Origin of the sequence: Nonomuraea sp. NPDC050691, from assembly GCF_040654455.1 — a bacterium.
In the GTDB taxonomy this organism is placed as follows: domain Bacteria; phylum Actinomycetota; class Actinomycetes; order Streptosporangiales; family Streptosporangiaceae; genus Nonomuraea.
This window is the reverse complement of the sequence record NZ_JBFAIA010000012.1, coordinates 57,178-83,314: the sequence shown is the minus strand read 5'-3', so window position 1 is coordinate 83,314 and position 26,137 is coordinate 57,178. Positions and strand designations below refer to the sequence as shown.

The window sequence follows — 26,137 nt, the reverse complement described above, 5'->3', positions numbered from 1 at the left end:
GTTCATCAATGCCGTGGAGCTCGTCGCATGGAGCGCCTGGGCGCTCTTCTCCTTCTCGGTGGCCTGGGAACTGCTGGCCAAGGCCCGCGGGCTACGCATCGCTCCGCAGTTGCCCGGCCTGGGCGGGATGCAGCGCATGGCCGCCTACCTGGTGGCATCCGCTGCTCTTGCGGTAAGCGTGCCCACAGCCGTGGCAGCGGATTCGCCCGCTCCGCCCGTGGTCGCGATGGCACCGCTCCATCCCCTCGGCAAGGCGGCGCCACATGACGCCGTACCTGTGTACCGGGTGCGGCAAGGCGACACGCTCGCGGAAATCGCGGACGCGAAGCTCGGCAGCCCGCGTAGGTGGCCGAAGATCTGGAAGCTCAACGCTCACTCCCGGCAACCGGATGGGCGGATCTTCACAGATCCTGATGTCATCCACCCGCGTTGGGAACTACGGCTGCCCGGCAAGGAGAGCCCGCGACCGGCACCGGTTTCCCGCCCAACGCCCCCAACCACGCCAGCACCCCCGTCTCCACCCCCTGCCGACATCAACCCAGGCCGGGACCAGCGAACCGACGGGGCCGTCGAGCTGTCGACGGGATCACTCGTCGCGGTCTCGTACGCTGCGGGCATCAGTACGGCGTTCGCTGTGAACAGGCTGCGGCGCCGCCGGCGTCGGCTTCCTCCGCCAACCGGCGAGCCAGTAGTACTCGCTCCCGAACCCGGTCCCGAGCCGGCCATTCAAGAACTACGTCTGGCGCATCGCCGAGCCGCCAAGGAGCAGGGGCGAGAGGCAGCTTCGGACGCGGACCTCATGAGGGAGGCGTACTCGATCGACGTTCCGCTGAAGGCGGCGATCGGACGGCGGGCAGACGGGTCGCTCGTAGAGGTCGACATCGCAGGCCCTGGCCTGGGACTGGTGGGACCCGGCAGCCGTGATGTCGCCAGGTATCTGGTGCTCGACCTGCTCCGCCAGTCGAGTGACTACCGCGCTGAAGTGATCATGGCTGTGGAACAGGCGGAGTCGCTGCTGGGCGTGCCCCCAGAGGAGCTTCAGGCGATGGCGCCGGCCCTGCCGAGCCTGATCCTTACACCGGATGCGGGCGAGGCGCTCAATCGGCTGACGGAAATCTGCTTCACGCGGCAGCGCATGCTTCTGGAAAGGGACGCCTCGGACGTCGGGAAGCTCCGTGATCGCGATCCTGGCGAGGTCCTTCCGGTCGCGCTCCTTGTGACCGAGCTCAGCGACGACACCTTCGAGCTGGCAGCGGCACCTTTGTCGCCGGCCGAAGCCGCTGGTGTGAGCGCATTGATCCTGGGGGAGTGGTCGGGCGGTACCACTTGCACGGTGGGGCAGAGCCACCTGGCTGAGGTGGTCGAGGGCCGACTGGCCGACGTCATCGAAGGCGCCGAGCTCTTTCACATCACTCAGGAGGAGGCAGCCGCACACTTGCGGGAACTCGCTCCTGCCACGGATTCGCAAGACACAGCAGCACCGCCCGCTGAACCCTTCCGCGAGGCATGGTCTGGTCCCCAACTCATCCGGCTGTTCGTCCTGGGGCCGCTCAAAGTCCACGTACGTGACCGGGCTGAAGCTCTGGAGTTGAGCTGGCTTCAGCAGAATCTCCTCGCGTACCTCGCCCTCCACCCCGACGGCGTGACCCGTGAGCAACTCACCACAGCCCTCTGGCCGGACGAGACTGGAAAGGACGTGCACAACACGCTTCGGCACCTGCGCGCCGCCCTGGTCACGGCCACCGGCTACGTCAGTCCGAACTCGAAGAAGGCGCCCTTCATCAACGCTTCGACGACCAAGGACAGCGCCACCTACCGCATCGATCCGCAACTCGTCAGCGTGGATCTGTGGGACTTCCAGCTCGCTCTCGAACAGGTCAGGCAAGCCGAAAAGCGGGAGAGCCGGGCGGCGGCATTGGCGGAGGCCGCAGCATTCTGCAGAGGTGCGCTGGCCGACGGACTGGAGAGCGAATGGATCGACGACCACCGATATCCGCTCACCCGCTCCCAGGCTGATCTGCTCACCCAGTACGCGGAAGAGCTGGCCACCGAGACGCCTGAACGTGCCGTCGAGGCTCTCGAGCGCGCCCGTGTTCTGGACCCGGATGCCGAGGAGACCTACCTCCGCATCGTCCGCCTACAACTGGGACTGGGCCGACGCGACGACGCTCGGCGGACGGCTCAACTCCTGCGGCAACGTCATCAGGCGCTCGGCGTCCCGCTCGACGCGCGGACCGAGAAGCTGCTCGCCCAAGCCTTCGAATCGCACCAGCGCCTGTAACTGCCCCATGCGCCGCGGCCCACGTCGCTAGGCTCTGTGATTCGTGACGGACAGGGAGACTGGCGTGGCAGTTGGGATCCAAGAGATCGAGGTCAAGTATCGAGTGGATGACCTCATGGCGCTGGAAGAGGCGCTGACCGCGCGGGGAGCGATCCTCTCAGCCCCGGTCCATCAGGATGATCAGGCTTACGCGCAGGGCGGCTGGGCCTACGGCCAGTCGAAGATCGGGGTGACGTTCCTGCGGCTGCGGACGCAGCAGGGCCGGCACCTGTTCACGTTGAAGCGACCTCTGGACAACGCGATGGCGTGTCTGGAGTACGAGACCGAGATCGCTGATCGCGAGCAGATGCATGACGCGATCGTCGCGATGGGCTTCCGCCCCACGGTGCGCATCGTGAAGAAGAGGCGGAGCGCGCGACTGGGTGAGGTCACCGTTTGCGTGGATGAGGTCGAGCATGCGGGCGTGTTCGTCGAGTTCGAGCGGACGGTGGCGGGTGAGGTAGCCGGCATCGAGGTGCAGCAGGAGTTGGACGTGCTGGCGCGTTCGCTCGGGGTCGGCCTGGAACGGACGACGGACACCTACGATTCGCTGGTGCGCGCCGCGTTGGCGCTGGCCTAGAACAGTTCGATCGTCTCAGGACCGGAAGGATCGTCGCAGGGAAGTCGGGAGGCATCAAGATCGAGAACGACGCGGACGGCTGCATGATCGGTCAAGCCCTGCTCGCGGGTTTCGTGGAGGTAGGCACAACCGGAGATGCGGTCCGCGAGTGCCCGGCCGATGTGGAAGTAGTCGTAGCGGTAGCCGGCGCCGGTGCGGCCGATCCAGCTGTATTCCTGCACCCCGGGCTGGCAGTGCTCGAACGCGTCGATGAAGCCGTACGAGCGCAAGTCGTCGAGCAGCGCGAACTCGAACGGCAGGAACCCCGGGTGCAGCGGCCGGTGGTCCGCGGTGATCACGTTGTAGTCGCCGCCGATGACGAGGTGGTCGCGCTGTTGGTCGGGCAGTTCGGCGAGGACTTTGAGCAGGCTGCTGATGAACATCTCCTTGCGGGTGGTCTTGTCGGCGCTGCGGTCGCGGCTGGGCACGTACACGCTGGCGAACCATGTGCGGGGAGTGGTGTCCAGCGGCGCGGCAGCGGCGCGGCCGGGGATGCTGATCGGGTCGAGCAGGAGCGGGGGTCCGGCGAGCGGGATGCGTGAGACAAGTGCCGCCCCCCGCTCGCCGTTGACGTCCGCGGTCTTGACGATCGTGTAGCCGGCGCGGCGGAACTGCTCCAGCAGGTGCGCGGTGCCGGTTCCGGCGCTGGTCTCGGTGAGCACGAACACGTCCTCCTCGCGGGCGGCGAGCCAGCGCAGCAGCAACTGGGCACGCTCGATGGACGCCGCCCCGATATTGATCGTCAGTGCCGTGACCACCGTTGATGCTCCTCTAGCTGATTCTCAGCCGTTCCATGTGCTGGAGCAGCCGCGCCGCGACGCCGTCCACATCGAGGGCGCGGCAGTCGATCCACGCCTGGCACCAGCCGCGCGCCGCCAGGAAGGCGTACGCGTCCTCGTACAGGGTGGCTTCCCTGGCGGGGGAGCCGGCGCGTTCAAGGCGTGAGTGGTGGCCGTTGGTCGAGCCGTTGCTGGATGACGTGAGCGCTGTGGCGTAGGTAGAAGGATAGGGACGCGGGTGGCACATGAGCGTTGTACTGCCAAATCTCTTTCAAGGGCAGTCCGTCCAGGCGTTGGAGGACGAGGGACGACTGCACGTAGCGGTCGCTGATGACGATCTTGCCGTCGGCGAGCGCGGGGCTGATCTCGGTGTCGATGTGGGCGTAGCGGTCTGCGGCGACCGCCAGTGCCATCGCGCGGCCGGTCAGCGCTGTTTCGCTGGAGCGGATGAGCCGTCCAAGCGGGGTGTCGGATGGTTCGGTGGTGACGTGGACGGCGTGGCCTCGCTGTCGCGCCAGCTCGGCCAGGCGAGCTACCGTCGTGGTCTTGCCGACGCCGTTCGGGCCTTCCACGGCCAGGAACAGGCCGTTCACCGGCGGGTGGCGATCTGCAGCAGCGGACGGTCGGCGACCGGGCACTGCTCGGTGTCCACGTCGCCGATGCGCTGCCCGCGGGCGACGACCGCGGCAGGGCAGCCCTTGCCGCAGGAGCTGTTCATCGAACACGGTGGGCAGACGGTGTTGTGCCCCATGCGCAGCCGGCCGGTCAGGTCGTAGGCGTCGAGCGCGGGGGCGACCTCCTCGCTCAGGATGTTGCCTACGAGGAATTCTGTGTCGGTGTGCTTCGACTGTGGGGTGCGGGCGGCGAAGACGAGATAGGGGCAGATGGCGGTCTGGCCGTCGGCGAACACGTAGATGAGCTTTCCGGCGTCGCAGCCGGCCAGCGGCTTGCTGTCGTTGGGGAAGCGGATGTGCACCACGTCGATCCCCTGGTCGCGGAATTGTTCGGTGACGTCGCGGATGGCGCGCATCTTGCCTGCATCGGCGGCGAGCCGGCCCTGGCTCTTGACGCCGCGGCCGAACGACGACAGGGGGTTCATCAGCACGTACTGGGCGCCGACCTCGACGGCGAAGGAGCACAGCGCAGCGAACTCCTCGACGTTGGTGAGTGCGTTCGGCGTCGACAGCAACCCCTGCAGCAGGCCCGCTTCTGCGAACGCGCGGGTAGTGGCCAGCGTGGTGTCGAACGAGGTGGTGTTGCCGCGAAACTTGCCGTGGCTCTCGCGCCGGAACCCGTCGAACGACACGTTGATGTGCACGTTGCCGAGGCCCGCGAGCTCGGCGATTTGCTCGGGACTGGTCTGGGTGGCGTTGGTGCAGATCCCCAGCGGCATCCCCATGTCGGAGACCGCCCGGCAGATGGCCATGATGTCCGGGTGGACGAACGGCTCGCCGCCGGTGAGGGTGAGCCGCTCGACGCGGGCGCGGCGCAGCCGCGGGAACACCGTCTCGGTCAGATCTCGCAGCCGCATGTGGTCACCCCAATTGGCGGAGGAGACGAAGCAGTGCGCGCAGTGCAGGTTGCACCGTTCGGTGATCTGCACGAGCGCTTTGCGTTGGTCTCCCGGGACCGAGGTGCGGAAGTAGCAAGAGCTGGCGTGGGTGTCGACGATCAGTCGCTTCACGATGGTCCTCTCGCGTGGGTGGGGAGTATCCGGTCAGGCCGGAGGCTGGGATGGCGCCAGAGAGATGGTGACGATCACCTCCCGGGGTGTGGGGCGAGTCGTTTCAGGTGTTGTGCCGCACGTCTGGCGCGCCGAGATCGATGACGTCGGCGCTGGTGCGCACGCCCCAGACAGGTCGGGTGCGGGCATAGGCGCCCAGTGCGAGGGCGAGCTTCGGTTCTGTGCCGGGCCGGGCGTTCGCGTGTCGGTCGCGGGCGAAGGCGATAAAGGCGTCATCGAGGCGTGCCCGGCCTTCGAGAAGCATCAGGTTCGCCGTCCCGTGGCGTGCCTGTAGCTTCCGTGCGGCGGCCGGGTCAGGCTTCTCCACCAGGTCGATCATGCGTGGAGTACCCTGCGGGCCAGGTGTGGTGACGATGACGCCGCGCCGCTCTGCGAGCGCGGGGTCGTAGTCGCGGGCGAGCACCGCCACACCCTCGGGCGCCTGCTGTAGTGCCGTCAGGACGTTGCACGAGGGGTAGAGGTTGTCGCCGAACACCACGTACGTTGCATCGTCTCCGGCGGTGTCTGAATGGCTGGCGAGGTGGTCGGCGCCGTTGAGCAGCGAGGTGAGATCGGCGTAACAGCCCGCTGCGCCACCCAGTCGATCACCAGCCCCTGTGGCGGAGCATCGACGGCAACCGGATTGCCCGCCGAGCGCGCGTAGGCGGCATGTCCGTCCGGTTCCAGTGCTCGGCGAGCCCACGACACGAACTGCCTGTAGTACGGGTGGTAGACCACGACGACGCGCGCCGGACCGATCTCAGCGATCTCCCGCAGAACATGCACGATGCCCGGCCGTCCGGTGACAGGAAGCCACTCCTTGGGCAGGTAGCGCGCCCAGGAGGAGACCCGCGTTCCCAGTCCTCCGGCGGCGACCACGACGCGGACCCGGCGATTGGCCGGCTCTGCCACGGCGGGCTGCGGTACGTTGCCGGGGTGCTGAAGGTACGCGTCACCGGGGTCCTGATCGAGGACGAGCGGATTCTGCTGCTGGACCAGGACACTGATACCGGCCGCTTCTGGTCGCTGCCTGGCGGGAAGGTCGAGCACGGCGAGCCTCTCGACGAGGCGCTGGCGCGGGAGATGCGGGAGGAGACCGGCGTCGAGGTGAACGTCGGCCGGCTGCTGTACCTGTGCGACCACCTGCCTGGCGGCGACACCCACGTTGTTCACATCACCTTCGAGGCGACGCGGACCGGTGGCAGCCTCGGCGCCATCGACGAGGGCGCGGACACCAGACCGATCCGGGGCGTGCGGTTCGTGCCCATCGGCGACCTGCCGTCGCTGGGCTTCAGCCGCCGCTTCACCGAGCTCGCCCAGGCCGGATTCCCCGGAGCCGGCTCCTACATGGGCGCCAAGTCCAACATCGGGCTGTGAGCCGAGCACGTCAAGAGCGCTGACGATACGGCCGTCCAGAACGGGCAAGGACTGCTCACGCTTGGCCAAGCCGTCCATCCACGCGCGCAGCACCGCCGCTATCTGATGCGGCGAGGACCTCCGGCAGGGGCCCGAGGCGTCCTGAACCAGGCGGATGCCGACGCCCCGGGAGCTACCGGCCAGGTGCCGATGCCGGCGTCGCAGCACCTCCTGTGGCGTGGACGGGGTGTTCCAGGCGGCGCCCGCCAGCCACCTGGCCGCCGGCCCTGGCCCGAGATCGGGACCGTCGCCGCACCACACCTGGACGTTGCCGACCAGGTGATGAATGCCGCCGTCGCCCACGTCGTCCTGCACGACAGGTACGGTGTCGCCCACCCGGTAGTCGGTGTTGGAGGGCTGTCCTCCCACCCTGAACTGTCGAGCGAGTTCGGCCAAACGCGGTAACCGAACGCCGTGGCGGACGGCGAAAGCCGTAGCACCGATCCACGTCACCCAGTAAGCCGGATGGTCCTCGAAACCGGGGCTGACCATCCAACGCCCGGTGAGGTCACGGTGCAGGCGACCTCCGCGCTCGTGCGGCATCTCGCAGCACAGCAGGTAGGTGCCGGAGTCGCTGTTGGGTAGCCCGGTCTCGGCCATCTCATTGAGGAACGCGGCGAACTCGGCGTTGGTGACCAGCAGGTTGCGCCAGCGCAGCCCGTTCTCTCCTGGCACGAACGCGACCTCGACCCGGTGAGTGGACGGGCTGCCGGGTCGGGGGCGGAGTCGCGGGCGAGAGACAGGCGGCGTGAGCGTGTACAGGTGGTCGCCGGCCAGCCACTCGCCGGCCTGGGCCGCGATGTGCGGCGGAAACGTCTGCTGCGTGATGGTGATCGCGTTCATGGTGGTGGTGCGAACGAGTTCGGCGGAGGCGGAGTCCAGCTCAGCGGTGAGAGCTGTCTTCGGAGTGGTGGTGACGAAGGTGTCCTCGACTCGCACCGCTGTCTGCCCGTCGGCCTCCCCGGCCATTTGAGGGCGGTCGACGCGGGCCAGTTCCGGCAGAACACGGATGAGATCGCACCAGCCGGCCGCGGGGTTCCTTACTGCCGCCTCGTAGGGAATGCAGGAGACCTGGGCTCCACCAGCGTCGCCACCAGTGCGGGCATCGAGCGCGATGGCCAGCAGCACGGTGTTGAGCACGTGCAGCCGTACGAGCGCCACCAGGTCGTCCGGGTCGTCGTCGGGCACCAGCGCGGCTGCCTCGGCCAGCAGAGCGTTCGCCCTCCGGGTGGCGCTCACCATCTGCTGATAGCGCGCCCGGTAGTTCCAGCGGCCGAACAGCCCGCCCCGGACGAAGGAGCCGGCCACGCCGAGCGGGCTACGGGTAAGCACCGCCACCGGCGAATACGGGAACAGCTCCAGCAAGCTCGGCAGCGCGAAGAACAGGTTCGTCTCCTTGATGACCTGCCTTGTGGTTCCGTACTTGGCTGCGGCGAAGGTGACGAGCCAGTGCCGGCCGTACGAAGTAAGCCGCTGATCTGCCTTGGACAAACCGACCGCGTCCGGGTTGAGCGGCGACAGTGGATGGTCGGGTGCCAACTGCTGACGTAGCGGCTCGTTGTGCTGGCACATGAGCATGCGCAGCGTGTCCGACAGCCAGTTCGAGCCGACCCGCTCTATCGTGCCCAGCATCAGTAGCGGAGCCAGCAGCGGGGCGCCCGCCTCTTCCCGCATCGCCGCCACCCGGGCGTCGACCTCGGACAAGATCTCGCTTGTGTGGCGCATCCGTGCTCCTCCCATCGACATCGATGGCGCCGGAAGAACGTGCGAGCCGATGAAGCCGGCCGCGCTGGTGACGGCCACCCGCGAGGAGATTGGCCCGGGGGATGCGGGCTGATACTTCATGAAGGTCCTCCATGTTCCGAGGCGGTGAGGTCGCTCGAATGCGCGCGCGGAGGCGGCTTTCTGGGGGTGGCAGTGAGGCAGTGGTGGTGACCGCCGTTGTGCGGGCCTTCCGCCGTGGCGCGCTCTGATCGGCCGACGAGGCGTTCCGCGGCTCGGCGGGCGAGCGTGAACGCTCGGACGAGTCCAGGGCGGAGGGCTGCGTCGTGGGGCAGGTCAGGGCTCCACGGGTCTCCGTGGACGAGGAGGATGAGGTCCATCCGGGTTCCTCTCACATCGCGCGTGCGCGAGGCCGCTGTCTTCTGCGGTGGAGTGAGCGGTAGCGGGAAGGTGATCCGCGTCGATCTCGGCAAGCGGCGTGCGCCGGCCCCTTTTGAGGGTGTCGAGGGTGAAGATGGCAGCGCATGCGATACCGGCGTCCATGGCACGACCTTCGCGTAGCGAACGACCCTGGCGTTGTACGTCCAGAGGGGGGGTGAGGGAGGCGGTCAGACCGGCCGCCCGTCCACGCCTGGCAGAGGACTCCAGCGTGGGAACCGAGAGGTAGGCAGCGCGGGTCAGGAGCGAATGGAGCCCGACGATGGTCAAGCCCGCGCTGTTCACCCGAACACTTCCTGGAGGAAGCCGGGCGGTATGTGGATGACCGTGGGCGGTTGCGCCGGAATGGCCTCGGCCACGGCGAACAGCAGCGCCTGGTCGACGTCGATGACGGCGCGCCACAGCTCGCGCAGATTCGCGCCCTCGACCGGGGTGTCGACGTCCATGTCGTACGCCGGGAATGCCCGGAACTTGCGGCCCCAGGGCTCCCACATCACCTGCCAGCGGCCGCCCCACGAAGCCTGCAACTGCGCGGCCAAGAGCTGAGCCGCCTCGTCGCTCAACACCTCAGCGGCGTTGCTGACCTTGCTGGGCTGTGGAGCCGCGGTCACGGCTTTCTTGCGCGCGTTCGGTGCCACCTTCGATGCCTGATCGGTCAACCCGCGATCGGCGGCGAGACTGTCCTTGCCGCCAAAGAAGTACTCGTAGATCCGGGTGATGGTCGGCTTGGTCGGATCCACTTCCGAGGGTGGCGCTGTGGGGGAGTCGGCAGTCATCGCGAGCCTCAATGATCGTTGGGAGCACAACGAGCGCTCACCGTTGCTTTGGCCTGGAAACGAGTCAGTGAAGGTCCGGAGGGCCACGAGTGTCGCGACTGACGTGCCTCTCGTGGCACTCCGGCGATACCTGTGCAGCATCTGCCTCTTGGGGGCACGATGGAGGGGCGCACTGAGCGTGCCCACACCGTGCCCACACGCTGACCGAAAAGGGATCGCCAGGTGGAAGCGCCGTACCTCCCTCTTCCGGACCTGCTGAAACACCTGCGGGACTCCGCCGGAATGACGCAGCAGCAGGTGGCGGAAGGGTTGTGTGCGATCACCGGCACATGCACCATCACCCGGTTCGAGGTCGGCAGATGGGAGCAGGGGCGTGTTCGACCGACCTCTTGGCTTCCTGCGCTGGCAGAAGTCCTCAACGCGGACTTGGAGGTGCTGAAGAGCGCCCCCGACAGACCAGGAAAGAAGACACGAACCGGAAAGGTGCCCGCCGCTCCCTACACTGTCCCCAGCGACGAGGTGGAGCAGGTGAGCGAGGTGCTACGCCGGACATTTCTACAGCGTGGGATCGCGGCGGCGGTGGTGCCTGCCATGCGCTTGCACGACGATCCGCGCGTCATCCAGGCACTCAACGTGGTTGGAAATGATCATCTCGGTGGCATCGTGGACGGCTTGGGCGAGCTCATCGACCACTACGCACAGACCATTTGCGCCCTTCCTCCGGCAGACGTGTACGACGAGCTCCTCACCGTCAGGTCCTACGCCAGTGGTCTTCTCGACCACATCGGGCACGCCCCGCTGCGGAAGGACCTCGTCCTGGCAACCGGCTCGCTGTCCCACCTGCTCGCCGTGGCAGCATGCGACATGGGAGAACATGCGGCGGCCCGAGTCTGGTGTTCCGATGCCGAACGCCGAAGCAGGGAAGCCAGGCACCCAGAGCTGGAGGCTTGGGCTGCCCTGACCAAAGCCATGATCGCCTGGTACCAAGGGCAGCCCCGCCAGTCAGCGACCCTGTCGGCTCGCGGACGAGAGGTCGTGCAGGAAGGGACGGTCGTCTACGCCAAGCTGGCTGCCCAGGAGATGCGAGCGGCGGCGATGGCCGGCGATGTCGACGGCATGACCCGCGCCCGGCGCCAAGCCGGCAAGGCAATCGCAGCGCTTCCCCCTGGCACCCCCACAACGGGCGCTCTTTCCATCTCGCTGTCGGAAGATCCGCCCTACACCGCCACATCGCTGCTGTTCGTCGGCCGCTACCGCGAAGCCGTCACCGCCACCAACCGCGTCATTGAGATCGTCTATCAGCCGGAAGCCCGCCAACGTGGTGAGCACCCGTCCGGTTACGCGCGTTCACTGCTCATCCTTGGCCTGGCCCAAGCCGGGCTCGGCCGCTTGGATGAGTCGGTGGCGGCCGGCCATGCGGCGCTGTCAGGCAGCCGCCCCGCCTGGCCCACCATGGTCCTGGCCGAAAAGCTCGACAAGGTGCTGGCCCAGCAGTTCGCGAGCGCTGAACAGACCGCCGAATATCATGCCTACTACCTGGAAGCGATCAACGCCTCGGCTGTGCGCCAACCACAACTCCCGCGAGCTGCCAAGGACCGTGGATGACCGACGACATCAATCCTGAGCAGATTGCCGAGATCACCGCCTTCGTGGACATCCAGGCGCCACCGCCTGACGACCAGCCGACAGCACTCTTCCTGTTCGGCACCAATCAGGAAGCGCCGACCGAGATCGCGGTGGACCGCTATCGTGCGGGGCTCGCTCCCTTGATCATCGTCACCGGCGGGGTGAACCGCCACAACGGAATCATCGAAGGGCGCACCTTCCAACGCCTTCTTGTCGAGCGTGGAGTCCCCGAGGACGTGATCCGCTGCGAGGATCAGTCTGCGAACACCTGGCAGAACGTCGAGTTCGCGCTGCCGTTCCTCCAGGAAGCGCTACGATCCGGGCTGACGATCACTGCCGTATCCAAGTGGTATCACCGCCGCACTGTCCACATGCTCAAGACCCTGTGCCCAGATATCGGGGTCTTTCACGCCATCGGATGGGATCCCATCTACGCAGGCAAACCCGTGACTCGAGCGGATTGGCCATCCATCTCCGACGGCAAGCGGCGAGTGATCCGTGAATGGGAAGAGGTCTCGCACCGCGTCGCGGACGGCAGCCTCGCCGGCTTGCAGCGCATGGGAGAAGCATGGCGATGAGCCACACCGAGAGCGGGCGAAGACTACGCACTTGGCCCTGACTCATCTCGGGCAGGCCGGAGCGAGCCTGTTGATGCTGACGGGCACAAGGCCCCGGAGAATCTGCGCCGCTACAGGGATCGCCGAGCTCACCGGCTTGATTGCGTGCGGCGACAGCCGGCAATGAGCGGTGGGATGGGACATCCTGGTGCTGATTCTCGCTCAGGAACGGGTTCAAGGCTTGCCGTCGAACGGCGCCTCAAGCATCTGTCGGGCTTGGCCGGGCCCTCCTGGGCAGGGCGGAGGGCGCGGCTGGGCTGAGCAGGATCGCCTCTCCGCTCTGGCGATGTCGGCGACTTTCATCCAGTCGCTGGGCCCCCGGGCAACGCCACCAGGGCGGTCCGCCGAAAGGATCATCATCATAGGTGGCGAGATGTCGTCTCGGAGGAGGCGCAGACTGCCCTGGACGTGGAAACCAGATGGTCGGCAGCAGCATCAGCTCGGGTCAGCGGTCGTGATCGGCGTTGCGCCACCATGCGAGTGTCGCTGCCACGCCGGCTGTGCCGGTGGTCAGGACGAGCAGCATGCTGATCGGTCCTGGCGGGTCGTGGTCGGGGCCGGCGATGCCCGCGTACAGGCCGGGTACCGAGTAGGGGAACCAGGCGCCGAAGCCGAGCGCGGCGATGATCTGGGCGGCGAAGGCCAGCACGAACAGCACGCCGACCGCGGCCAGGTAGCCGCGGCCGCCGCTGGCGGCCAGCGCCAGCGGCGTGGTGAGCACGGCGGACAAGGCCGCGGCTACCAGGATCTTCACGGCCCCGGCGGCGGCCGCTTGCGCCGACCAGTCGGGTAGTGCCAGCAGCGCGCCGAGCAGCAGGCCGAGGACGGTCGTGCCGGTGGCGAGCAGCAGGGCCCAGCCGGCGGCGACGGTAAACTTGGCGGCCACGATGGCGGTGCGGGAGGTGGGCAGGGCGAGCAGGTCTTTGACGGTGTGGTCGCTGAACTCGCGGCCGAACAGCCAGATGGCGATCATGCTGTAGACCAGCAGGCCACCGACTGCGACCGCCTGAGCCAGCAGGGCCAGGTAGCCGGGCCAGTCGGCGCTGGCGCCGGACAGTTGGGCCTTGTCGCCGAGCAGTCCCATCGCGCGGGCACGGGCAGGGTCGGCCAGGATGAACATGAACAAGGCGCAGACGAGGGTGACGATCGAGAAGGCCAGCGCGGTGAGAGCGGGCAGGCGGCTGCGTCGTGCCTTGAGCAGTTCGCTCCACAACGCTTCACGCATGGTCGGCTCCGACGATGCGCAGGAAGTAGGCTTCCAGGTCTTCTTCCACCCGGTGGAGTTCAGTGGGTGGCACACCAGCCTCGACCAGGATGGCGGCCACCTCCTCGGGCCGGGCCAAGGCGCGTTCGTCGGTCAGCAGCAGGCCGACTTCGGGCTGGTAGCCGTGATCGCGCAGTACCCGGTCGGCCGTTGTGTCGTCGCGGGTGGAAACGCTCAGATGGCGGCGCCGGTGCTGGTCCAGGCTGGTGGCGTCGTGCTCGGCCAACAGCCTGCCCTGGTGCAGGATGCCGATGCGGCCGTTGAGGCGGGCGACTTCGGCCAGCAGGTGGCTTGAGATCAGCACGGTGGTGCCGTGGTCGCGGGCCAGGCCGGTCAGCAGGGTGCGGATCTCCACCACGCCGGCGGGGTCCAGGCCGTTGACGGGCTCGTCGAGGATGAGCAGGTCGGGGCGGTGGATGAGGGCTTTGGCCAGGGCCAGGCGCTGCAGGTTGCCCATGGACAGGGTGCGGGCGCGCCGCCCGGCGTAGGGGGTCAGGGCCAGCCGTTCGATGATGTCGGCCACGTGCCGGTCGGGGTGTTTGAGCCGGCGTAGGCGGGCGTACAGGTGGAGGTTTTCCCGCACGGTCAGCTCGGGGTAGGCGGCCGGGGATTCGACCAGGTAGCCGGTGCGGGCCCAGGCCGAACGCTGTCCGGTCGAGACGGCCGTGCCGAGCACCCTTGCCGATCCGGCGGTGGGGGCGATCATGCCGAGCAGCATGCGGATCAGCGTGGTCTTGCCGGCGCCGTTGAGTCCGAGCAGGGCGTAGATCTGGCCCGCTTCCACGCTCAGGCCGACGTTGTCGACAGCCAGGACGTCCTTGTAGCGCTTGGTCAGGCCGGTTACCTCGACGACGGGCGCCCCTGTGCTGCCCATTAGTGCTCCTTCATTGCTGCGTGATGAGCATGAACAGTGCCCAGACGAGCAGCGCGCCCTGCAGGAGGATGTCGCGCCAGGCCAGCCGGGGATGGGCCTGGATGGCGTAGGACATGGTCTTGATCGGCGTGACGGGTGGTGGAGGCTCGTGGTTCGGCGCGAGCGGCCGGGTGAAGCGGTGGAAGAACACCTGAGTCAAGGTGAGGCCGACCAGCAGGCCGGTGATGAAGCTGAGGTGTTCCATCCCGACGGCGCCCAGCAGGGCGACCAGGACGATCATGAGCAGCAGCAGGATGTCGTCGAACCACCGCAGGAAGGCGCCGCCCTGGTGGACGGCGGCGATGCGCTTGATGCGGGTCGGATATGGCGCGGCGAACAGGGTGACGAACTTGATCAGGGCCTGCAGGATGTACAAGCCGAGCAGGATCTTCAGTGCGACCTCCACCTCACACCTCCGTAGGGGCGCTACGGCGGCGCAGCCGGGCGGCGGCGGCAATGATCCAGGCGAAGCCGACCAGCAGGGCGGCGTGTTCAAGCAGCCCGGCGGGAGCGGGCCGAAGCACGCCCTGGACGTCCAGGCGGAAGGCGAGGCCTGCGGCGATGGCGAAGGCGATGACCAGCGCCCCCGACCAGCGCGAGTAGCGCGCCCATCCCCGGCTACCGGCGTGCGGGCTGCGCGCCAGCGTGAGCGGCGTGGCCGCCAGCGCGGCGAACAGCACCAGGCCCGCCAGCCCGTGGGCGCGGCCCGCGGTGGTGACCACCTCGGGCCGGCCGGGCGGATAGCCGAGGGCGGGATCGGTGGGCACGATCCCCGCCACGACCATCGCCAGGCCACCGGCCACCAGAAGGACCGGCGCCCAGACGGCGGCCCGGCCGGGAGGAAGCACGCGGCGTATCCCAGCGGCGAAGGCGAGCAACAGCAGCCCGCCGATCACGAAGTTGGCCGTTTGCAGCCAGCCGCGCTCACCGGTGCCGAGCTGGCTGGCGCCGTGGTGCCAGAGGCTGTAGCCGCGCCGAGTGGCGCCGTCGATCAGGAGCAGCGCTGGGACGAGTATGCCAGCGGCGATGCCGCAGACGAGAAGGGTCGTGGTCGGGCGCATCGGGAGCAAGCCTCCTAGCTCCGCGACCTAAATGATCGCGGGCCGACCAGGCTTCCCGGCTCACCGACGTTCGCGCCACTCTTCGAGGCGCGTTCTTGCAGACGACTGGAATGTAACACCTGGCCGCCTGCCCGGCCAGGTGTTACACAACGCTCAGCCCTTGATGAAGCGGCGGGTCATGTACCGGCGGACCGGCGGCAGGGCGGCCAGCCGCAGCGGCAGCTGGCTCAGCCACAGCACCACCGGGTTGGCGGGGGCGTAGACGCCTTTGACGCGGCGGCCGAGCTTCTGCTTGCGTTCGGCTTCGGGCCGGATCGCCTGCTCCCACGCGGCCAGTGCGGCGGGGATGTCGCCGGGGTAGGCGGCCAGTTCGGTGCCGAGGCGGTCGGCGCCGCCCACAGCCAGCGAGGAGCCGTACCCGGCGAACAGGGTGACGCACCAGGCGGCGTCGCCGAGCAGGACCACGCGGCCTTTGCTCCAGGTGGGTGCGACGACCTGGCTGATGGTGTCGAAGTAGACCGAATCGGCCCGCGCCAGCCCGGCCAGGGCTTCGGGGATGACCCAGCCGAAGTCGCCGTAGACGCGCCGCAGTTCGGTGGCCACGTCCTCGCCCGGGCAGGCGTGGCCTGTGCGGTAGCCGAAAAAGGCGACGTTGCGGCCGTCGGGGATGCTGATGACCGCCGCGGTGCGCCCGCCGGATGACAGGGTTGCGGTCGCGCCCGGTGCGATGCTGGCGGGCCGCTGGTCGAGCATGAAGACTGCGACCTTGTGCTCCAGGTCGAGCAGGAAGTCCTTTTCCGGTCCGAAGAGCAGGGCGCGGGTGGCCGAGTGCAGGCCGTCGGCGCCGATCAGCAGGTCGGCCTCCTCGACGGTGCCGTCGGTCAAGCTCACGCGTACGGCACGGCTGTCCTGGTCGACGGCGGTGAGGGTGGCGCCGAAGCGGATCTCGGTGTGGCCCTCGACCCTCTCGTACAGGACGGACTCCAGGTCGCCGCGCAGGATGGTGATCGAGCGCGGTCCGGTGGTGGCGGTGATGGTGGCGCGGTCGAGGGAGAAGCGGCGTTCGCCGTTCGGCTTGTGGTAGACGAGTTCGTCAGTGATGAAGCCCTTCTTGAGCAGGTCGGGCAGGATGCCCATGCGTTCGGCGGCGTCGTAGCCGATGCCGCCGAAGGTGACGGCGTACCCGCCGCCGCGCCGCTGCGGGGCGCGTTCGACGATGAGAGTGTCCCAGCCGATCTGGTGCAGGCGCAGGGCAGTGGCCAGGCCGGCGATGCCGGCTCCGATGATGATGGCGCGCATGATGGCTTCGAGTTCCTTTAGTGGGAGAGCTGGTCGAGCAGCCGCTGTTCGGCGGCGGCATCCAGCCAGGTGTCCGGGGAAGGCGCGTCCGCGCGGGGCGTGGGGTCGCCTTCGGCCTGCAGCCAGGTCCAGGTGTCGGCGAGGGTGGCGCGCAGCGGGCGCGTGGTGAGGCCTTCGGCCAGGGCGGCGCTGACGTCGGCGTCGTGCATGCCGCTCGGCGCGCTGCCGTCGGGCAAGCGCAGGCCGAACTCCATGCCGAGCGGCAGGCCGTGGCGCATGAGCAGTTCCGGGTCGGCCCACACCAGTTCGGTGTCGAAGCCGGTGACCTCCAGCGCTGTGGTGAGCAGCTCGCCAAGGGTGATCGCGCCGGGTGGGCCGGTCACCGTGAACGCGCCGCCCAGGCCGCGTGCGGCCGATCGCAGCATCCAGACGGCCAGATCCCGGACGTCGAGGTACTGCAGGGGCGTGTCGGCGGGGGCGGGGGCCAGGACCCGGCCGCCCTTCTCCAGGCGGCGCAGCCACCACGGGATGCGGCCGACGTCCTCATACGGGCCGAGGATCATGCCGGCCCTGGCCAGCAGCGCCCGCTCGCCGAAGGATTCGGTGACGGCGAGCTCGCCGCCTCGCTTGGCCGCGGCGTAGTCGGTGTCGTCGGTGCTGCCGGGGTCGCCGTCGACCAGGGGCGCGCGCTCGTCGGCGCCCGTGGGCCAGGGCCAGCGGTGCACGCCGCGGCTGGAGATGTATCCGTAGTGCCCGGCGCGATCGGCCAGCAGGCGGGCGGCCTCGCGTACCACCCGCGGTGCCCAGGCCCAGGTGTCGATGACCGCGTCCCATTCCTCATCGCCGAGCGCCCGCCGTACGGACTCGGGGTCGGTGCGGTCAGCGATCAGCGCCCGGACGCCGGGCGCGGGGTCGCGGCTGAGGCCGCGGTTGAGCGTGTTCACCTCATCACCGCGCTCCAGCGCTGCCTCGACGATCGCGCGGCCCACGTGGTGGGTGCCGCCGAGGATGAGGACTTTCATGATGCTCCTGAAGTGAGGGGTAGTCAGAGGGCTGACGGGTGGCTGTGGTCGTGGAAGATTTCGTGTTTCGAGGGGCGCAGGCTCGTAGCGGTGGCGAGCGGTTCGCCGGTGCCGGGGTTGCGGCCGAAGCGCGGGTGGGCGCCGCTGGAGACCTGCAGCCGGATGCGGTGGCCGCGCTTGAAGCGGTGGGCCATCGGCCACAGGGCGATGTCGGCGACCCGGACGTCACCGGGATGGGTCAGCCGGACGATGCCGTCGCACACGTTGACCGATCGGCCACGCGGATCGACATCACACAGCCGGGCGAAGTAGTCGACGTGCGGATTGGCCGAGCGGGCGTGCAGACGGACGCGGACCGGGCCGACGGCCTCGACGTCTTCGGTCAGGGGAGCGGTGGTGAAGGTCAACACGTCCGCCCTCGCCTCGATGGCGCGGTTATCCTTCGCCCCGGCTGCCAAGCCCACCTGCGTGCCGCCGACGGTGGGGGTGGGGTCGGCGGGGTCGTAGCGGTAGCGGCTGGGAGAGCTCCGGCCGTCGTGCGGGGTGCGGCTGAGCCCGCCGTCCGGGTGCAGGAACCAGGGGGTCGCCTCGTGCGCGGGCGGCCAGGCGGGCGCGTCGATCCAGCGGCCCGCGCCGGTGACGAACAGCCGCACGCCCGAGGGCGCCGACCGGCCGAGCAGCGCGGCGTCCAGCATGGCGAGGGTGTCGGCCAGCCCTTGGCGGGTGTAGAGCCCGCGGCCGTGGCTCCACGGGCCGACCAGCAGCCGCACCTGACGCCCGGCGGCGACCAGGGCGGCGTAGTCGGCCAGCATCCCCGGCAGGAAGAAGTCGTGCCAGCCGCCCTGCAGGTGCACCACCGGCGGCATGCGCGCGACGTTGGCGCGGTGGTCGGTGCTCGCCCAGTACTTCTCGCCGGGACCGTGGCGGACCCAGTGCCGGAACCAGGGCACGGGGTGCCCGGTCAGCGCCTGATCGGCCTCCTGCAGCGGGAGGGCGAGCGTGGCATCCGACAGCCGCCGCGCGGCGCCGACCAGCGCGGCCATTTGGCGGGCGATGCCGTAGCCGCCGATGGACATCCGCTCCACCAGTTGCACCCAGCCGAGCGCGTTACCAGTCGCGAAGGATCCTCCGGGGTACATGAAGCCGCGAGCGAACTCCGATGGCGCGTCCTGGATGAGCGCGATCTTCCATTCCGGGATGTCGCGGGCGGCCAGCTCCCACTGCACGAGACCGAGGTAGCTGGCGCCCCAGGTGGCCAGCTGGTCGCCGAACCACGGCTGGGCGCGCAGCCAGCTCAGCGTGCCGTCGGCGTCGGCCGGGTCGATGACGAACCCGTCGAAACGCCCCGGGGATCCGGCTGTGCCGCGCAGGCTCTGATACAGCACCTGGTAGCCGCGCTCGGCCAGCAGCGCCGGGAGCCGGTCCAAGGCGTTGCCTCGGCCGTAGGGGCTGCGCAGCAGCACCAGCGGCGGCCGGTGCTGGCCGACCGGGTAGTAGTGCGTAGCCAGCAGCCGCACACCGTCGGCGGCCGGGATTTCCACGTTGCGCCGGACGCGCACCCGGTGAGCGAGGGCGGGGCGCACGCGGTACAAGCGGCTGAGCAGGGTCATGGCCGGGATCTACTTCCTGTCGAGGCTGATGAGAGATCACATCGCCGACCAGGCTTCCCGGCACACCATCGAACCTCTTTCGCGAGAGGCCGATACGAGGGACTATACCGACTTTTCAGAAATTACTGAACAGTCAGCGTGTTCGATATCCTGTCCACCGTGGAGGCGCAAGCGACCGACAGACACCAACAGTGGCGCGCGGCCGAACGGCTGGCCCTGACCCTGATCGAGGGCGGCATGCAGCGCATGACCGCCCGCACCCTGGCGGTCTTCCTGTTCACCGACCAGGACAGCGTCACCGCCGGCGAGATCGCCGACCGCCTGGAGGCCAGCGCGGGCTCAATCTCCGCCGCGATCAAATCCCTGGCCACGGTCGGCCTGATCGAACGCCTGCCCGCCCCCGGCAGCCGCCGCGAGCACTACCGGCTCCGCGACGATGCCTGGGCCACCCTGTTCACCAGCCAGAACACCGTCATCGCGGCCATGCTCCAGGCCGCGGCCGCCGGGCTCGCCGTCACCGATGAGGGCGATCCCGCCCATCGGAGGCTGGCCCAGATGCACGCCTTCTACGACTTCCTGCTCGGCGAGTTGCCCGCTCTGCTGCGCCGCTGGCATCAGCAGAGCGGCTGACCCCGGCCCGGGACTCGAGAGGCGGGGGTCGCGCTCAGCCTGCGGCGAGGAATGCGCGGATCGTGGTGGCGATGCGGGGGTAGTCGGGGCCGAACCAGATCATGTGGCTGTCGGCCCGGCTTTCCACGAGTTCGGCGTTCGGCAGGACCGATGCCAGGGACTCGGCGTGGGCGAAGGGCACCGAGTGGTCGTGGCGGGTGGCGATGACCAGCGCGCTCTGGCCGACCTGTGCGGCGCAGTCGGGTACGGGGAGCATGTCGGCGACGAATCCGTGGCCCGAGCGCATCTGACTGAACAACCCGACCAGCGTGGCGCGTTCGGCCGGGGACAGGCCCGCCAGGACCTGGCACGACGACAGGGCTGACAGGCTGCGCAGCAGCAGGCGTAGCCCCACCGGCGGTGCCAGGCGGACCAGGGAGCGCATGAACGCCCAGGTGCCGGCCTCGATCTGGGCGTTGAACACCGCCCGGCCGCCCAGTCGGGTCAGCCGGTCGGGCCAAGGCAGGAAGGCGACCGCGCTTTGCAGGATGACGCGCTCGACCAGGTGGGGGTGGCGGGCGGCCATGGTCAGCGCGGTGCGGCCGCCGGCCGAGATGCCCACGACCGCGGCCAGGCGTTCGATGCCCAAACTCCGGCACAGCTGGGCGGTGGCGTCGGCGAAGCCCGCCGGCGTCGTGCCCGTGCTCAGCGGCGTACGCCCGTACCCGGGGCGTGAGGGCGCCAACACCGTGAACCCGGCCTCCGCGAAGACCTCCTCGCCCAGCGCCAGCCCCGCCCGCATGTGGCCGCCGTGGAACACCACGACCGTCCTGCGGCTCTCGCCCTCCAGCCGGTACTCCACCGGGCCCGCCGGCGTGCGCGCAACAGCGGTAGCGCGCTCGCAAAAGGCTGCGCGGGACGTGGACACCATGGCACCTCCATACTGAGAAAGCAGGTCACGACCTGGTCCGCAGGGGGGCGGCCGGTCTTCATGGACATCTCGGTGGTAGCCGGCGCCACCGCGACGCATGCGGCCAGGTGCGCTCGTCGGGAAAGTGGGCCTCATCGTCACAGGAGGTAGCGCAGCCACAGGTACGGAGTGACCAGCGCCACGGTGACCACGGCGACGATGAGGCCGTATTTGGTGAAGGTCCAAAAGCTGATCGGGGTGCCATTGCGGGCGGCGATGCCGATGACGACCACGTTGGCCGCCGCGCCGACGGCGGTGGCGTTGCCGCCCAGGTCAGCACCGAAGGCCAGCGCCCACCACAGCACCTGCCCCGTACCATTATCACCGCCGTTGCCGCTGCTGGCCTGGACCAGGTCGGCCACGATCGGACTCATGGTGGCGACGTAGGGGATGTTGTCCACGATCGCCGACAAGGCGGCTGAGGCCCACAACAACACCATCGTGGCCGGCCCGAGCTGACCGGCGGTGGCATCGACCGCCAGGCGGGAGACTTGGCCGATCACGCCGATCTCGACCAGGGCGCCGACCATGACGAACAAGCCCATGAAGAACACCAGGGTGGGCCATTCGACCTCGGCGATGGCCTGCTCGGTGGTCACCTTGGTGGCGGCCACCAGCAGGCCGGCGCCCAGGATCGCCACCACGGACGGCTCGTAGTGCAGCACCGGATGCAGCACGAACGCCGCCATCACCAGGCCCAGCACGGCCAGGCTCTGCCACAGCAGCCTGCGGTCGGCGATCGCCTCCCGCTCGTTCAGCTGCATGATGTCGGCAGCGCGTTCGGGGTCGTAGACGAACGCCTTGCGGAACAGGATCCGGCACAGGGCGACGAAGACCACCATCAGCACGATGACCATCGGCGCCATGTGGAGGAGGAAGTCGTTGAACGACAGTCCGCCGCGGCTGGCGATGATGATGTTCGGCGGATCGCCGACCAGGGTGGCGGCGCCGCCGATGTTGGAGGCCATCGCCTCGGCGATCAGGTACGGCACCACCGGCAGCGCCAGCCGCTGGCACACCAGGAAGGTGACCGGCGCGATCAGCAGCACCGTGGTCACGTTGTCCAGCAGCGCCGACGCGCTCGCGGTGATCACCACGAGCAGCACCATCAGCCGGTACGGCCGGCCGCGGGCTCGTTTGGCGGCCCAGATGGCCAGGTATTCGAAGATGCCGGTCTGCTTGAGCACGCCGACGATGATCATCATGCCGAGCAGCAAGAAGATGACGTTCCAGTCGACGCCGGTCTCTTCGCTGAAGAACGCCGCTCCGGCGTCGCTGGCGTGGATCAGGAGCATGATCCCGGCGCCGCCGAGCGCGGCGGCGACCCGGTGAATGCGTTCGGTGGCGATCAGCGCGTAGGCACCGAGGAAGACCGCGACCGACAGCCAGGCCAGCACGCTCACTTGGCCAGCAGCCCATCCATGAGCGCCTGCAGGGTGACCGCGCCCAGCAACCGGCCGCCCTCGGCCACCGCCACCAGCGGGCTGTGCGTGCGCGCCATCAGCGCGGCCAGCTCCAGCGCGGTGGACTGCGGGTCGGCGATCGGCAGCTCGCGGGGCCGGGCGGGCAGCGCCTCGCGTACGGTCCGGCCGGTCACGGAGGTGAGCAGGGCGTCGGCGTGCGCTTCGTCCACCACCCGCGCCAGGGCCGGATCGTCTTGGCAGTAGCCGGGCACAGCCAGGCGCAGCACCTGAGTGCCGGGCAGGATGCTGGAGGGAAGGCCGCGCTCGTCGACGACGATCAGGCCAGGCAGATCCTGCTCGGCCAGCAGCCGGGCGGCTTCGATCACCGCGGTGTCCAAAGTGACCGTGGGGAAGTCGGTGAGCAGGTCGCGAGCGCGCATGGCGGACGCCTTTCCGGGACGACGGCAGACATTGCCGACCAGACTTCCCGGCGCACCTGTAGGGAACCTATCAACCAGCGTCAAAATCAGCGAGGGCGCCGTGCCTACGGTCAGCCTCGACCCGCCGCCCGAAACGCCTCCACCCTGATCCTCCGGCGCTCATCCCTGGCCCGTCGCCACCTCCCTACGGCAGCGGACACCGCCAGCGGGCTACTGCTGGCCGGGGCTGCGCAGCGGCCGGAAGTTGCCCTCCCGCACCGCCTCGGGCAGGGAGAAGTTGTAGCAGCCCAGGAAGTTCAGCCACTCAAAACCGAGTGGGACAAACGGGCGATGTCAGCGGTGGCGATCTTCTTGCCGTCGCTCCTGATCTGCTCCAGCGCCCGGGCCGTGTAGATCGTGTTCCACAAGATGCAGACATTGGTCATCAACCCCAACGCCCCTAGTTGATCTTCCTGGCCTTCCTTGTACTTCTGCCGCAGCTCGCCTTTCTGCCTGTGGAAGATCTTGCGGGCCAGGGTGTGGCGGGCCTCTTGCCGGTTCAGCTGGGTGTTGACCCGCCGGCGCAGCAGCTCGTCGTTGAAGTAGCAGGCCAGGTAGACCGAGCGATCCAGCTTGCCCAGCTCCATCAGCTTGGCGCTGGATTTCTGACCGACGAAGAGTGGGCACGGCTGGAGCCGCTGCTCCCGGTGAGCACGGGGGTGGGGCGCGGTGGAATGACCATCGGACACTGGTCAACGGGATCTTCCACCAAACGCGTACCGGCTTCCCCTGGCGGCCCCTCCGACATGGCTCTGCACCTGCGCGGCCAGAATCTCACGCTGCGCGACATCGTCGCCCGGCTCGTCATCACCAGCGACGCAAAAAGGGCCGTCTTCCCTCGGCCGCGACCGTGCTTCGCGTGCTGCACGATCACAACCAGCAGACCCCGATCTGACCGGCCGGGCCCGTCGAGGCCCCGGGGACGGCTGAACGCGGGAGCTATCACAGGCGGATCGCCCCCGGCGCGGGGAGTGTAGAGCGGGAACCGCCGACGTCCAGCCTCCACCAGGCGGTCATCGTTCACCGTGATCCGCCACTGGCCCAGGGCGACCATGCCCATACCAGCCCGGCAGCCACGGCTACTACGTTTCATCCTTGTCGTCGGCTCATCCTTGCTGTCGGCCTTCAGCGGGTGGCGGACTTGGCGGCCGTGGCCGTGTTCAGGTCCTTGGCCTGCCAGCGCTCGCCGGTCTCGACCCCCAGCCACTGGTCATCGGGCTGCTCCCGGTTACCACGCGATGGGGCCGAGGCGATCGATGAAGATCCCGGTCGGTCCGTCAGGGGCGAGCGTCGCCAGCTCGATGATCGGATCACTGCCCTCGGTGACCGTCAGCTCGCCGGTACGGCGGTTCATGTCGGTGGCGGTGAACTTGCCGGTGGCTATCTCGCCGGGGGTCATGGCGTTGAACTTGATGGCCGGCAGCGCCTGGGCGTATCGGACGGTGATCATGTTCAGTGCCGCCTTCGACGAGGTGTAGGCGAGTTCGTACATCTTCGAGACGGCTTGCGCGGGGTCGGTCACGACCCCGATGCACCCCCCGGCGCCGGTGACCATCACCACCCGCGGGTTGTCGGCCGCCTGCAGCAGCGGCAGGAACGCATGCGTGACCCGGACCGGCCCGTACACATTGGTGTCGTAGACGGCGTGGATGTCCTTGGCCGTCGCGTCCGCCGGGTTGACACCGCCGCCCGGCGTGCCGGCGTTGTTGATCAGCACGTCGATCCGGTCGGTGTGCCCCCGGACCAGCCGCACAGCCCCGGCGACCGACTCCTCCGAGGTCACGTCCAGCGGAACCATGATGACGTGTGCGCCGCCGGCGGCCAGCTTCTGCGCGGCGGCCCTTCCCCGGTCCTCGTCACGCGAGCTGAGGAACACCGTCCAACCCAGCGCCCCGAGCCTGCGCGCCGTCTCGTAGCCCAGGCCCTTGTTCGCTCCGGTGATCAATACTGAGGTCATGTTCTCTCCTGATGTCGTGGTGCCTACGGCCATGTGACGGCGCCGACCCGATTCCTGTGACACTGCGGACATGTGATGCAGCCCACGGGCGGTGGTCGTCACAGACCCGGCGGGATCGGCGTCCTGTGTGCAGGCACCGTCGAGATCAGCGTGGAGGGCCGGCCATGCGTAGGGGCAGAAGTGAAGTCGTTCAGCGAGGCTAGGCAATCGTGATGTGGAGTCCGACACAACCGCTGGGAATGTGATACGACGCGTCGATCGCTATGCCGCGACGGCCAGGCGAGCCTGTCTTCACAGATCACGACCAGTCGTCGCCCAGGCTCACGGCCAGTGCGGCCACCGCCGTGGCGGAGAATCCGGTCCAGTTCACGAGCTTGCGCGAACCCACTCGCAGGTGCGCAAGGACCGCGCCGATGAAGTAGAGCACGAGGCCGGCAGCGGCGAGTGTTCCCAGCATGGGTACGGCGAAGCTGCCCAGCAGCCCCAAAGAGCCCGCCGCCAGCAACATGCCCAGCACCGGGACCCATGACCGTGGCAGGCGCTTCATGTCCGCTTGAGCCTTGGGAAATTCGTGGCCGATCAGATAGACGACGGCGGCGCTGCCATTCAATAGCGAGGCGAAGATGGTGACGGTGATGTAAGCGGCGAACATGGGCTGCCCTTCTCGACCTCAGCTTGCGGGGACGCCAGAACGGCACGGGCCGTGCCGTTGAGGGCAGCATGGTCGGACGGAGCCGCACCTGAGTCTGCTGTTCCTCGACGCGGTTCTCAGCCTGAACACCGGAGGCCTGGACCACCCCGACACGGGTGACATCGTGGCCGATCTACGCGAGGTGATGACCAGGGCCGTCGGCCTGCTGGGCGGGCCCCCTGGGGCCCGCTGTACCAGGACCTCATCGGCGAAGCACAGCACGATCCCGAGGTCGCCGTCGCACTCAACCGGCGTTTCCTCGAGCCGCAGACCGCCAACACCCTGGCTCGCCTCCGGGCCGTCAAGGACCAGGGTCAACTCGCTCCCAATGTCGACCTGGACCTGGCGTTCGAGATCCTGTCGGGCCCTTTGTACTACCGACTGCTGATCACGCAGCAGCCGTTGACGCACGCCTACATCGACCGCGTACTCCATGCGCTCTTCGCCGGGATGAGCCCCAGACAGCAGACGCGATGAGCGAACGGTCGAGCGACTGGTCCGCCCCCTTCTTGACCTGGTTCGGCCCCTTGCCTCCAGCGCGGACGCGCTGGAGGCAAGGTCTGACCTACCCGCCCGCTATGGGCGCGGACGGAGGTGTGGTCCCACCCGGGGCAGGGCTTACTCCTGCACCATGGACAGGGCGCGGGATGGGCACAGGGTGACGGCGTGGCGTGCCTGTGCGGCACTCTGGTCGTCGGGGTGCTGGGTCAGCAGGACCACGATGCCGTCGTCGTCCTGGTCGAAGACGGCCGGTTCGGCAAGGACGCACTGGCCGGAGCCGACGCAAAGGCTGGTGTCCGCTTTGATCCGCATCACGGCCTGC

At 68.7% G+C, this 26,137-nt stretch carries 26 protein-coding genes and 2 pseudogenes; 8 read left to right on the top strand and 20 right to left on the bottom strand.

All coding sequences use genetic code 11. From position 1 onward, the window contains the following. Window positions 1–13 precede the first annotated feature (13 nt). Together AB0H81_RS07880 and cyaB are read left to right on the top strand one after the other, a co-directional pair. The gene (locus AB0H81_RS07880; protein ID WP_358370761.1) at window positions 14–2,281 is read left to right on the top strand and encodes a hypothetical protein; all 2,268 of its coding nucleotides are present in this window, start codon (window positions 14–16) and stop codon (window positions 2,279–2,281) included. Window positions 2,282–2,345: 64 nt separating this feature from the next. Beyond that, window positions 2,346–2,900, top strand: a complete 555-nt coding sequence (gene cyaB / locus AB0H81_RS07875; RefSeq protein ID WP_358370758.1) for a class IV adenylate cyclase — start codon at window positions 2,346–2,348, stop codon at window positions 2,898–2,900. On the opposite strand, the gene AB0H81_RS07870 is transcribed toward cyaB, so the two are convergent. From AB0H81_RS07870 to AB0H81_RS07855, 4 genes are all read right to left on the bottom strand, one after another. Continuing rightward, window positions 2,897–3,697 carry an endonuclease/exonuclease/phosphatase family protein gene (locus AB0H81_RS07870; protein WP_358370755.1) on the bottom strand — a complete coding sequence of 267 codons (801 nt, stop codon included), beginning with the start codon at window positions 3,695–3,697 and terminating at the stop codon, window positions 2,897–2,899. The genes cyaB and AB0H81_RS07870 overlap by 4 nt on opposite strands. 176 nt (window positions 3,698–3,873) lie before the next feature. Beyond that, a complete protein-coding gene (gene tmk, locus AB0H81_RS07865) occupies window positions 3,874–4,311 on the bottom strand; it encodes a dTMP kinase (RefSeq protein ID WP_358370752.1) in 438 nt (145 codons plus the stop codon). Next, window positions 4,308–5,402, bottom strand: coding sequence for a radical SAM protein (locus AB0H81_RS07860; RefSeq protein ID WP_358370751.1), 1,095 nt, complete (start codon window positions 5,400–5,402; stop codon window positions 4,308–4,310). The genes tmk and AB0H81_RS07860 overlap by 4 nt, the downstream gene beginning before the upstream one ends. A 103-nt stretch (window positions 5,403–5,505) precedes the next feature. Then, window positions 5,506–5,940: a hypothetical protein gene (locus tag AB0H81_RS07855; RefSeq protein ID WP_358370749.1), complete on the bottom strand. Its 435-nt coding sequence runs from the start codon at window positions 5,938–5,940 to the stop codon at window positions 5,506–5,508. A 170-nt stretch (window positions 5,941–6,110) separates the two neighbouring features. Here AB0H81_RS07855 and AB0H81_RS07850 point away from each other — a divergent pair, with 170 nt between their 5' ends. Continuing rightward, window positions 6,111–6,818, top strand: a complete 708-nt coding sequence (locus tag AB0H81_RS07850; RefSeq protein WP_358370818.1) for an NUDIX hydrolase — start codon at window positions 6,111–6,113, stop codon at window positions 6,816–6,818. Between the two features lie 375 nt (window positions 6,819–7,193). Here the strand turns inward: AB0H81_RS07850 and AB0H81_RS07845 are convergent. Both AB0H81_RS07845 and AB0H81_RS07840 read right to left on the bottom strand, forming a co-directional pair. Next, window positions 7,194–7,700: pseudogene (locus AB0H81_RS07845) on the bottom strand (SUMF1/EgtB/PvdO family nonheme iron enzyme); the annotation flags it as partial. Window positions 7,701–9,298: 1,598 nt separating this feature from the next. Next, window positions 9,299–9,793 (bottom strand): SAM-dependent methyltransferase, encoded by a 495-nt coding sequence (locus tag AB0H81_RS07840; RefSeq protein ID WP_358370746.1) that lies wholly within the window; start codon window positions 9,791–9,793, stop codon window positions 9,299–9,301. 222 nt (window positions 9,794–10,015) lie between these two features. Between AB0H81_RS07840 and AB0H81_RS07835 the strand changes: the two genes are divergently transcribed. Both AB0H81_RS07835 and AB0H81_RS07830 read left to right on the top strand, forming a co-directional pair. Beyond that, the gene (locus AB0H81_RS07835; RefSeq protein ID WP_358370743.1) at window positions 10,016–11,398 is read left to right on the top strand and encodes a helix-turn-helix transcriptional regulator; all 1,383 of its coding nucleotides are present in this window, start codon (window positions 10,016–10,018) and stop codon (window positions 11,396–11,398) included. After that, window positions 11,395–11,997: a YdcF family protein gene (locus tag AB0H81_RS07830; RefSeq protein ID WP_358370740.1), complete on the top strand. Its 603-nt coding sequence runs from the start codon at window positions 11,395–11,397 to the stop codon at window positions 11,995–11,997. Before AB0H81_RS07835 ends, AB0H81_RS07830 begins: the two co-directional genes overlap by 4 nt. 484 nt (window positions 11,998–12,481) lie before the next feature. Here the strand turns inward: AB0H81_RS07830 and AB0H81_RS07825 are convergent, their stop codons facing one another. The 7 genes from AB0H81_RS07825 to AB0H81_RS07795 form a co-directional block, all read right to left on the bottom strand. Continuing rightward, complete coding sequence (locus tag AB0H81_RS07825; RefSeq protein WP_358370737.1) at window positions 12,482–13,261, bottom strand: ABC transporter permease; 780 nt, start codon at window positions 13,259–13,261, stop codon at window positions 12,482–12,484. Beyond that, window positions 13,254–14,174, bottom strand: coding sequence for an ABC transporter ATP-binding protein (locus AB0H81_RS07820; RefSeq protein ID WP_358370734.1), 921 nt, complete (start codon window positions 14,172–14,174; stop codon window positions 13,254–13,256). The genes AB0H81_RS07825 and AB0H81_RS07820 overlap by 8 nt, the downstream gene beginning before the upstream one ends. A gap of 10 nt (window positions 14,175–14,184) precedes the next feature. Then, window positions 14,185–14,619, bottom strand: a complete 435-nt coding sequence (locus tag AB0H81_RS07815; RefSeq protein WP_358370731.1) for a hypothetical protein — start codon at window positions 14,617–14,619, stop codon at window positions 14,185–14,187. Window position 14,620: 1 nt separating this feature from the next. Next, window positions 14,621–15,274: a DUF998 domain-containing protein gene (locus tag AB0H81_RS07810; RefSeq protein WP_358370728.1), complete on the bottom strand. Its 654-nt coding sequence runs from the start codon at window positions 15,272–15,274 to the stop codon at window positions 14,621–14,623. 153 nt (window positions 15,275–15,427) lie between these two features. Beyond that, the gene (locus tag AB0H81_RS07805) at window positions 15,428–16,573 is read right to left on the bottom strand and encodes an FAD-dependent monooxygenase (protein ID WP_358370725.1); all 1,146 of its coding nucleotides are present in this window, start codon (window positions 16,571–16,573) and stop codon (window positions 15,428–15,430) included. 17 nt (window positions 16,574–16,590) lie between these two features. Continuing rightward, window positions 16,591–17,595, bottom strand: coding sequence for an NAD-dependent epimerase/dehydratase family protein (locus AB0H81_RS07800; RefSeq protein ID WP_358370722.1), 1,005 nt, complete (start codon window positions 17,593–17,595; stop codon window positions 16,591–16,593). Window positions 17,596–17,618: 23 nt separating this feature from the next. Beyond that, entirely contained in the window at window positions 17,619–19,205 is a 1,587-nt protein-coding gene (locus AB0H81_RS07795) for a CocE/NonD family hydrolase (protein ID WP_358370720.1), read from the bottom strand. A gap of 159 nt (window positions 19,206–19,364) precedes the next feature. Here AB0H81_RS07795 and AB0H81_RS07790 point away from each other — a divergent pair, with 159 nt between their 5' ends. Then, complete coding sequence (locus tag AB0H81_RS07790) at window positions 19,365–19,835, top strand: MarR family transcriptional regulator (RefSeq protein ID WP_358370717.1); 471 nt, start codon at window positions 19,365–19,367, stop codon at window positions 19,833–19,835. A 34-nt stretch (window positions 19,836–19,869) separates the two neighbouring features. Here the strand turns inward: AB0H81_RS07790 and AB0H81_RS07785 are convergent, their stop codons facing one another. From AB0H81_RS07785 to AB0H81_RS07770, 4 genes are all read right to left on the bottom strand, one after another. Next, on the bottom strand, window positions 19,870–20,676 hold the full coding sequence (locus AB0H81_RS07785) for an alpha/beta hydrolase (protein ID WP_358370714.1): 807 nt from the start codon (window positions 20,674–20,676) through the stop codon (window positions 19,870–19,872). A 206-nt stretch (window positions 20,677–20,882) separates the two neighbouring features. Then, window positions 20,883–22,187, bottom strand: coding sequence for an ArsB/NhaD family transporter (locus AB0H81_RS07780; protein WP_358370711.1), 1,305 nt, complete (start codon window positions 22,185–22,187; stop codon window positions 20,883–20,885). Further along, window positions 22,184–22,627, bottom strand: coding sequence for a CBS domain-containing protein (locus AB0H81_RS07775; RefSeq protein ID WP_358370708.1), 444 nt, complete (start codon window positions 22,625–22,627; stop codon window positions 22,184–22,186). The genes AB0H81_RS07780 and AB0H81_RS07775 overlap by 4 nt, the downstream gene beginning before the upstream one ends. Window positions 22,628–22,923: 296 nt before the next feature. Continuing rightward, complete coding sequence (locus AB0H81_RS07770) at window positions 22,924–23,253, bottom strand: Tn3 family transposase (RefSeq protein WP_358370705.1); 330 nt, start codon at window positions 23,251–23,253, stop codon at window positions 22,924–22,926. Here AB0H81_RS07770 and AB0H81_RS07765 point away from each other — a divergent pair. Next, window positions 23,233–23,420, top strand: a pseudogene (locus tag AB0H81_RS07765) (transposase); the annotation flags it as partial. The gene AB0H81_RS07770 and the pseudogene AB0H81_RS07765 sit on opposite strands and share 21 nt — an antisense overlap. Before the next feature lie 474 nt (window positions 23,421–23,894). On the opposite strand, the gene AB0H81_RS07760 reads toward AB0H81_RS07765, so the two are convergent. After that, window positions 23,895–24,623: an SDR family NAD(P)-dependent oxidoreductase gene (locus AB0H81_RS07760; protein WP_358370702.1), complete on the bottom strand. Its 729-nt coding sequence runs from the start codon at window positions 24,621–24,623 to the stop codon at window positions 23,895–23,897. Window positions 24,624–24,921: 298 nt separating this feature from the next. Next, entirely contained in the window at window positions 24,922–25,275 is a 354-nt protein-coding gene (locus AB0H81_RS07755; RefSeq protein ID WP_358370700.1) for a DoxX family protein, read from the bottom strand. A 228-nt stretch (window positions 25,276–25,503) separates the two neighbouring features. Between AB0H81_RS07755 and AB0H81_RS07750 the strand changes: the two genes are divergently transcribed. Next, the gene (locus AB0H81_RS07750; protein WP_358370816.1) at window positions 25,504–25,791 is read left to right on the top strand and encodes a TetR-like C-terminal domain-containing protein; all 288 of its coding nucleotides are present in this window, start codon (window positions 25,504–25,506) and stop codon (window positions 25,789–25,791) included. A 141-nt stretch (window positions 25,792–25,932) separates the two neighbouring features. Here AB0H81_RS07750 and AB0H81_RS07745 read toward each other — a convergent pair whose 3' ends face one another. After that, window positions 25,933–26,127, bottom strand: a complete 195-nt coding sequence (locus tag AB0H81_RS07745; RefSeq protein ID WP_358370697.1) for a (4Fe-4S)-binding protein — start codon at window positions 26,125–26,127, stop codon at window positions 25,933–25,935. Window positions 26,128–26,137: the final 10 nt, after the last annotated feature.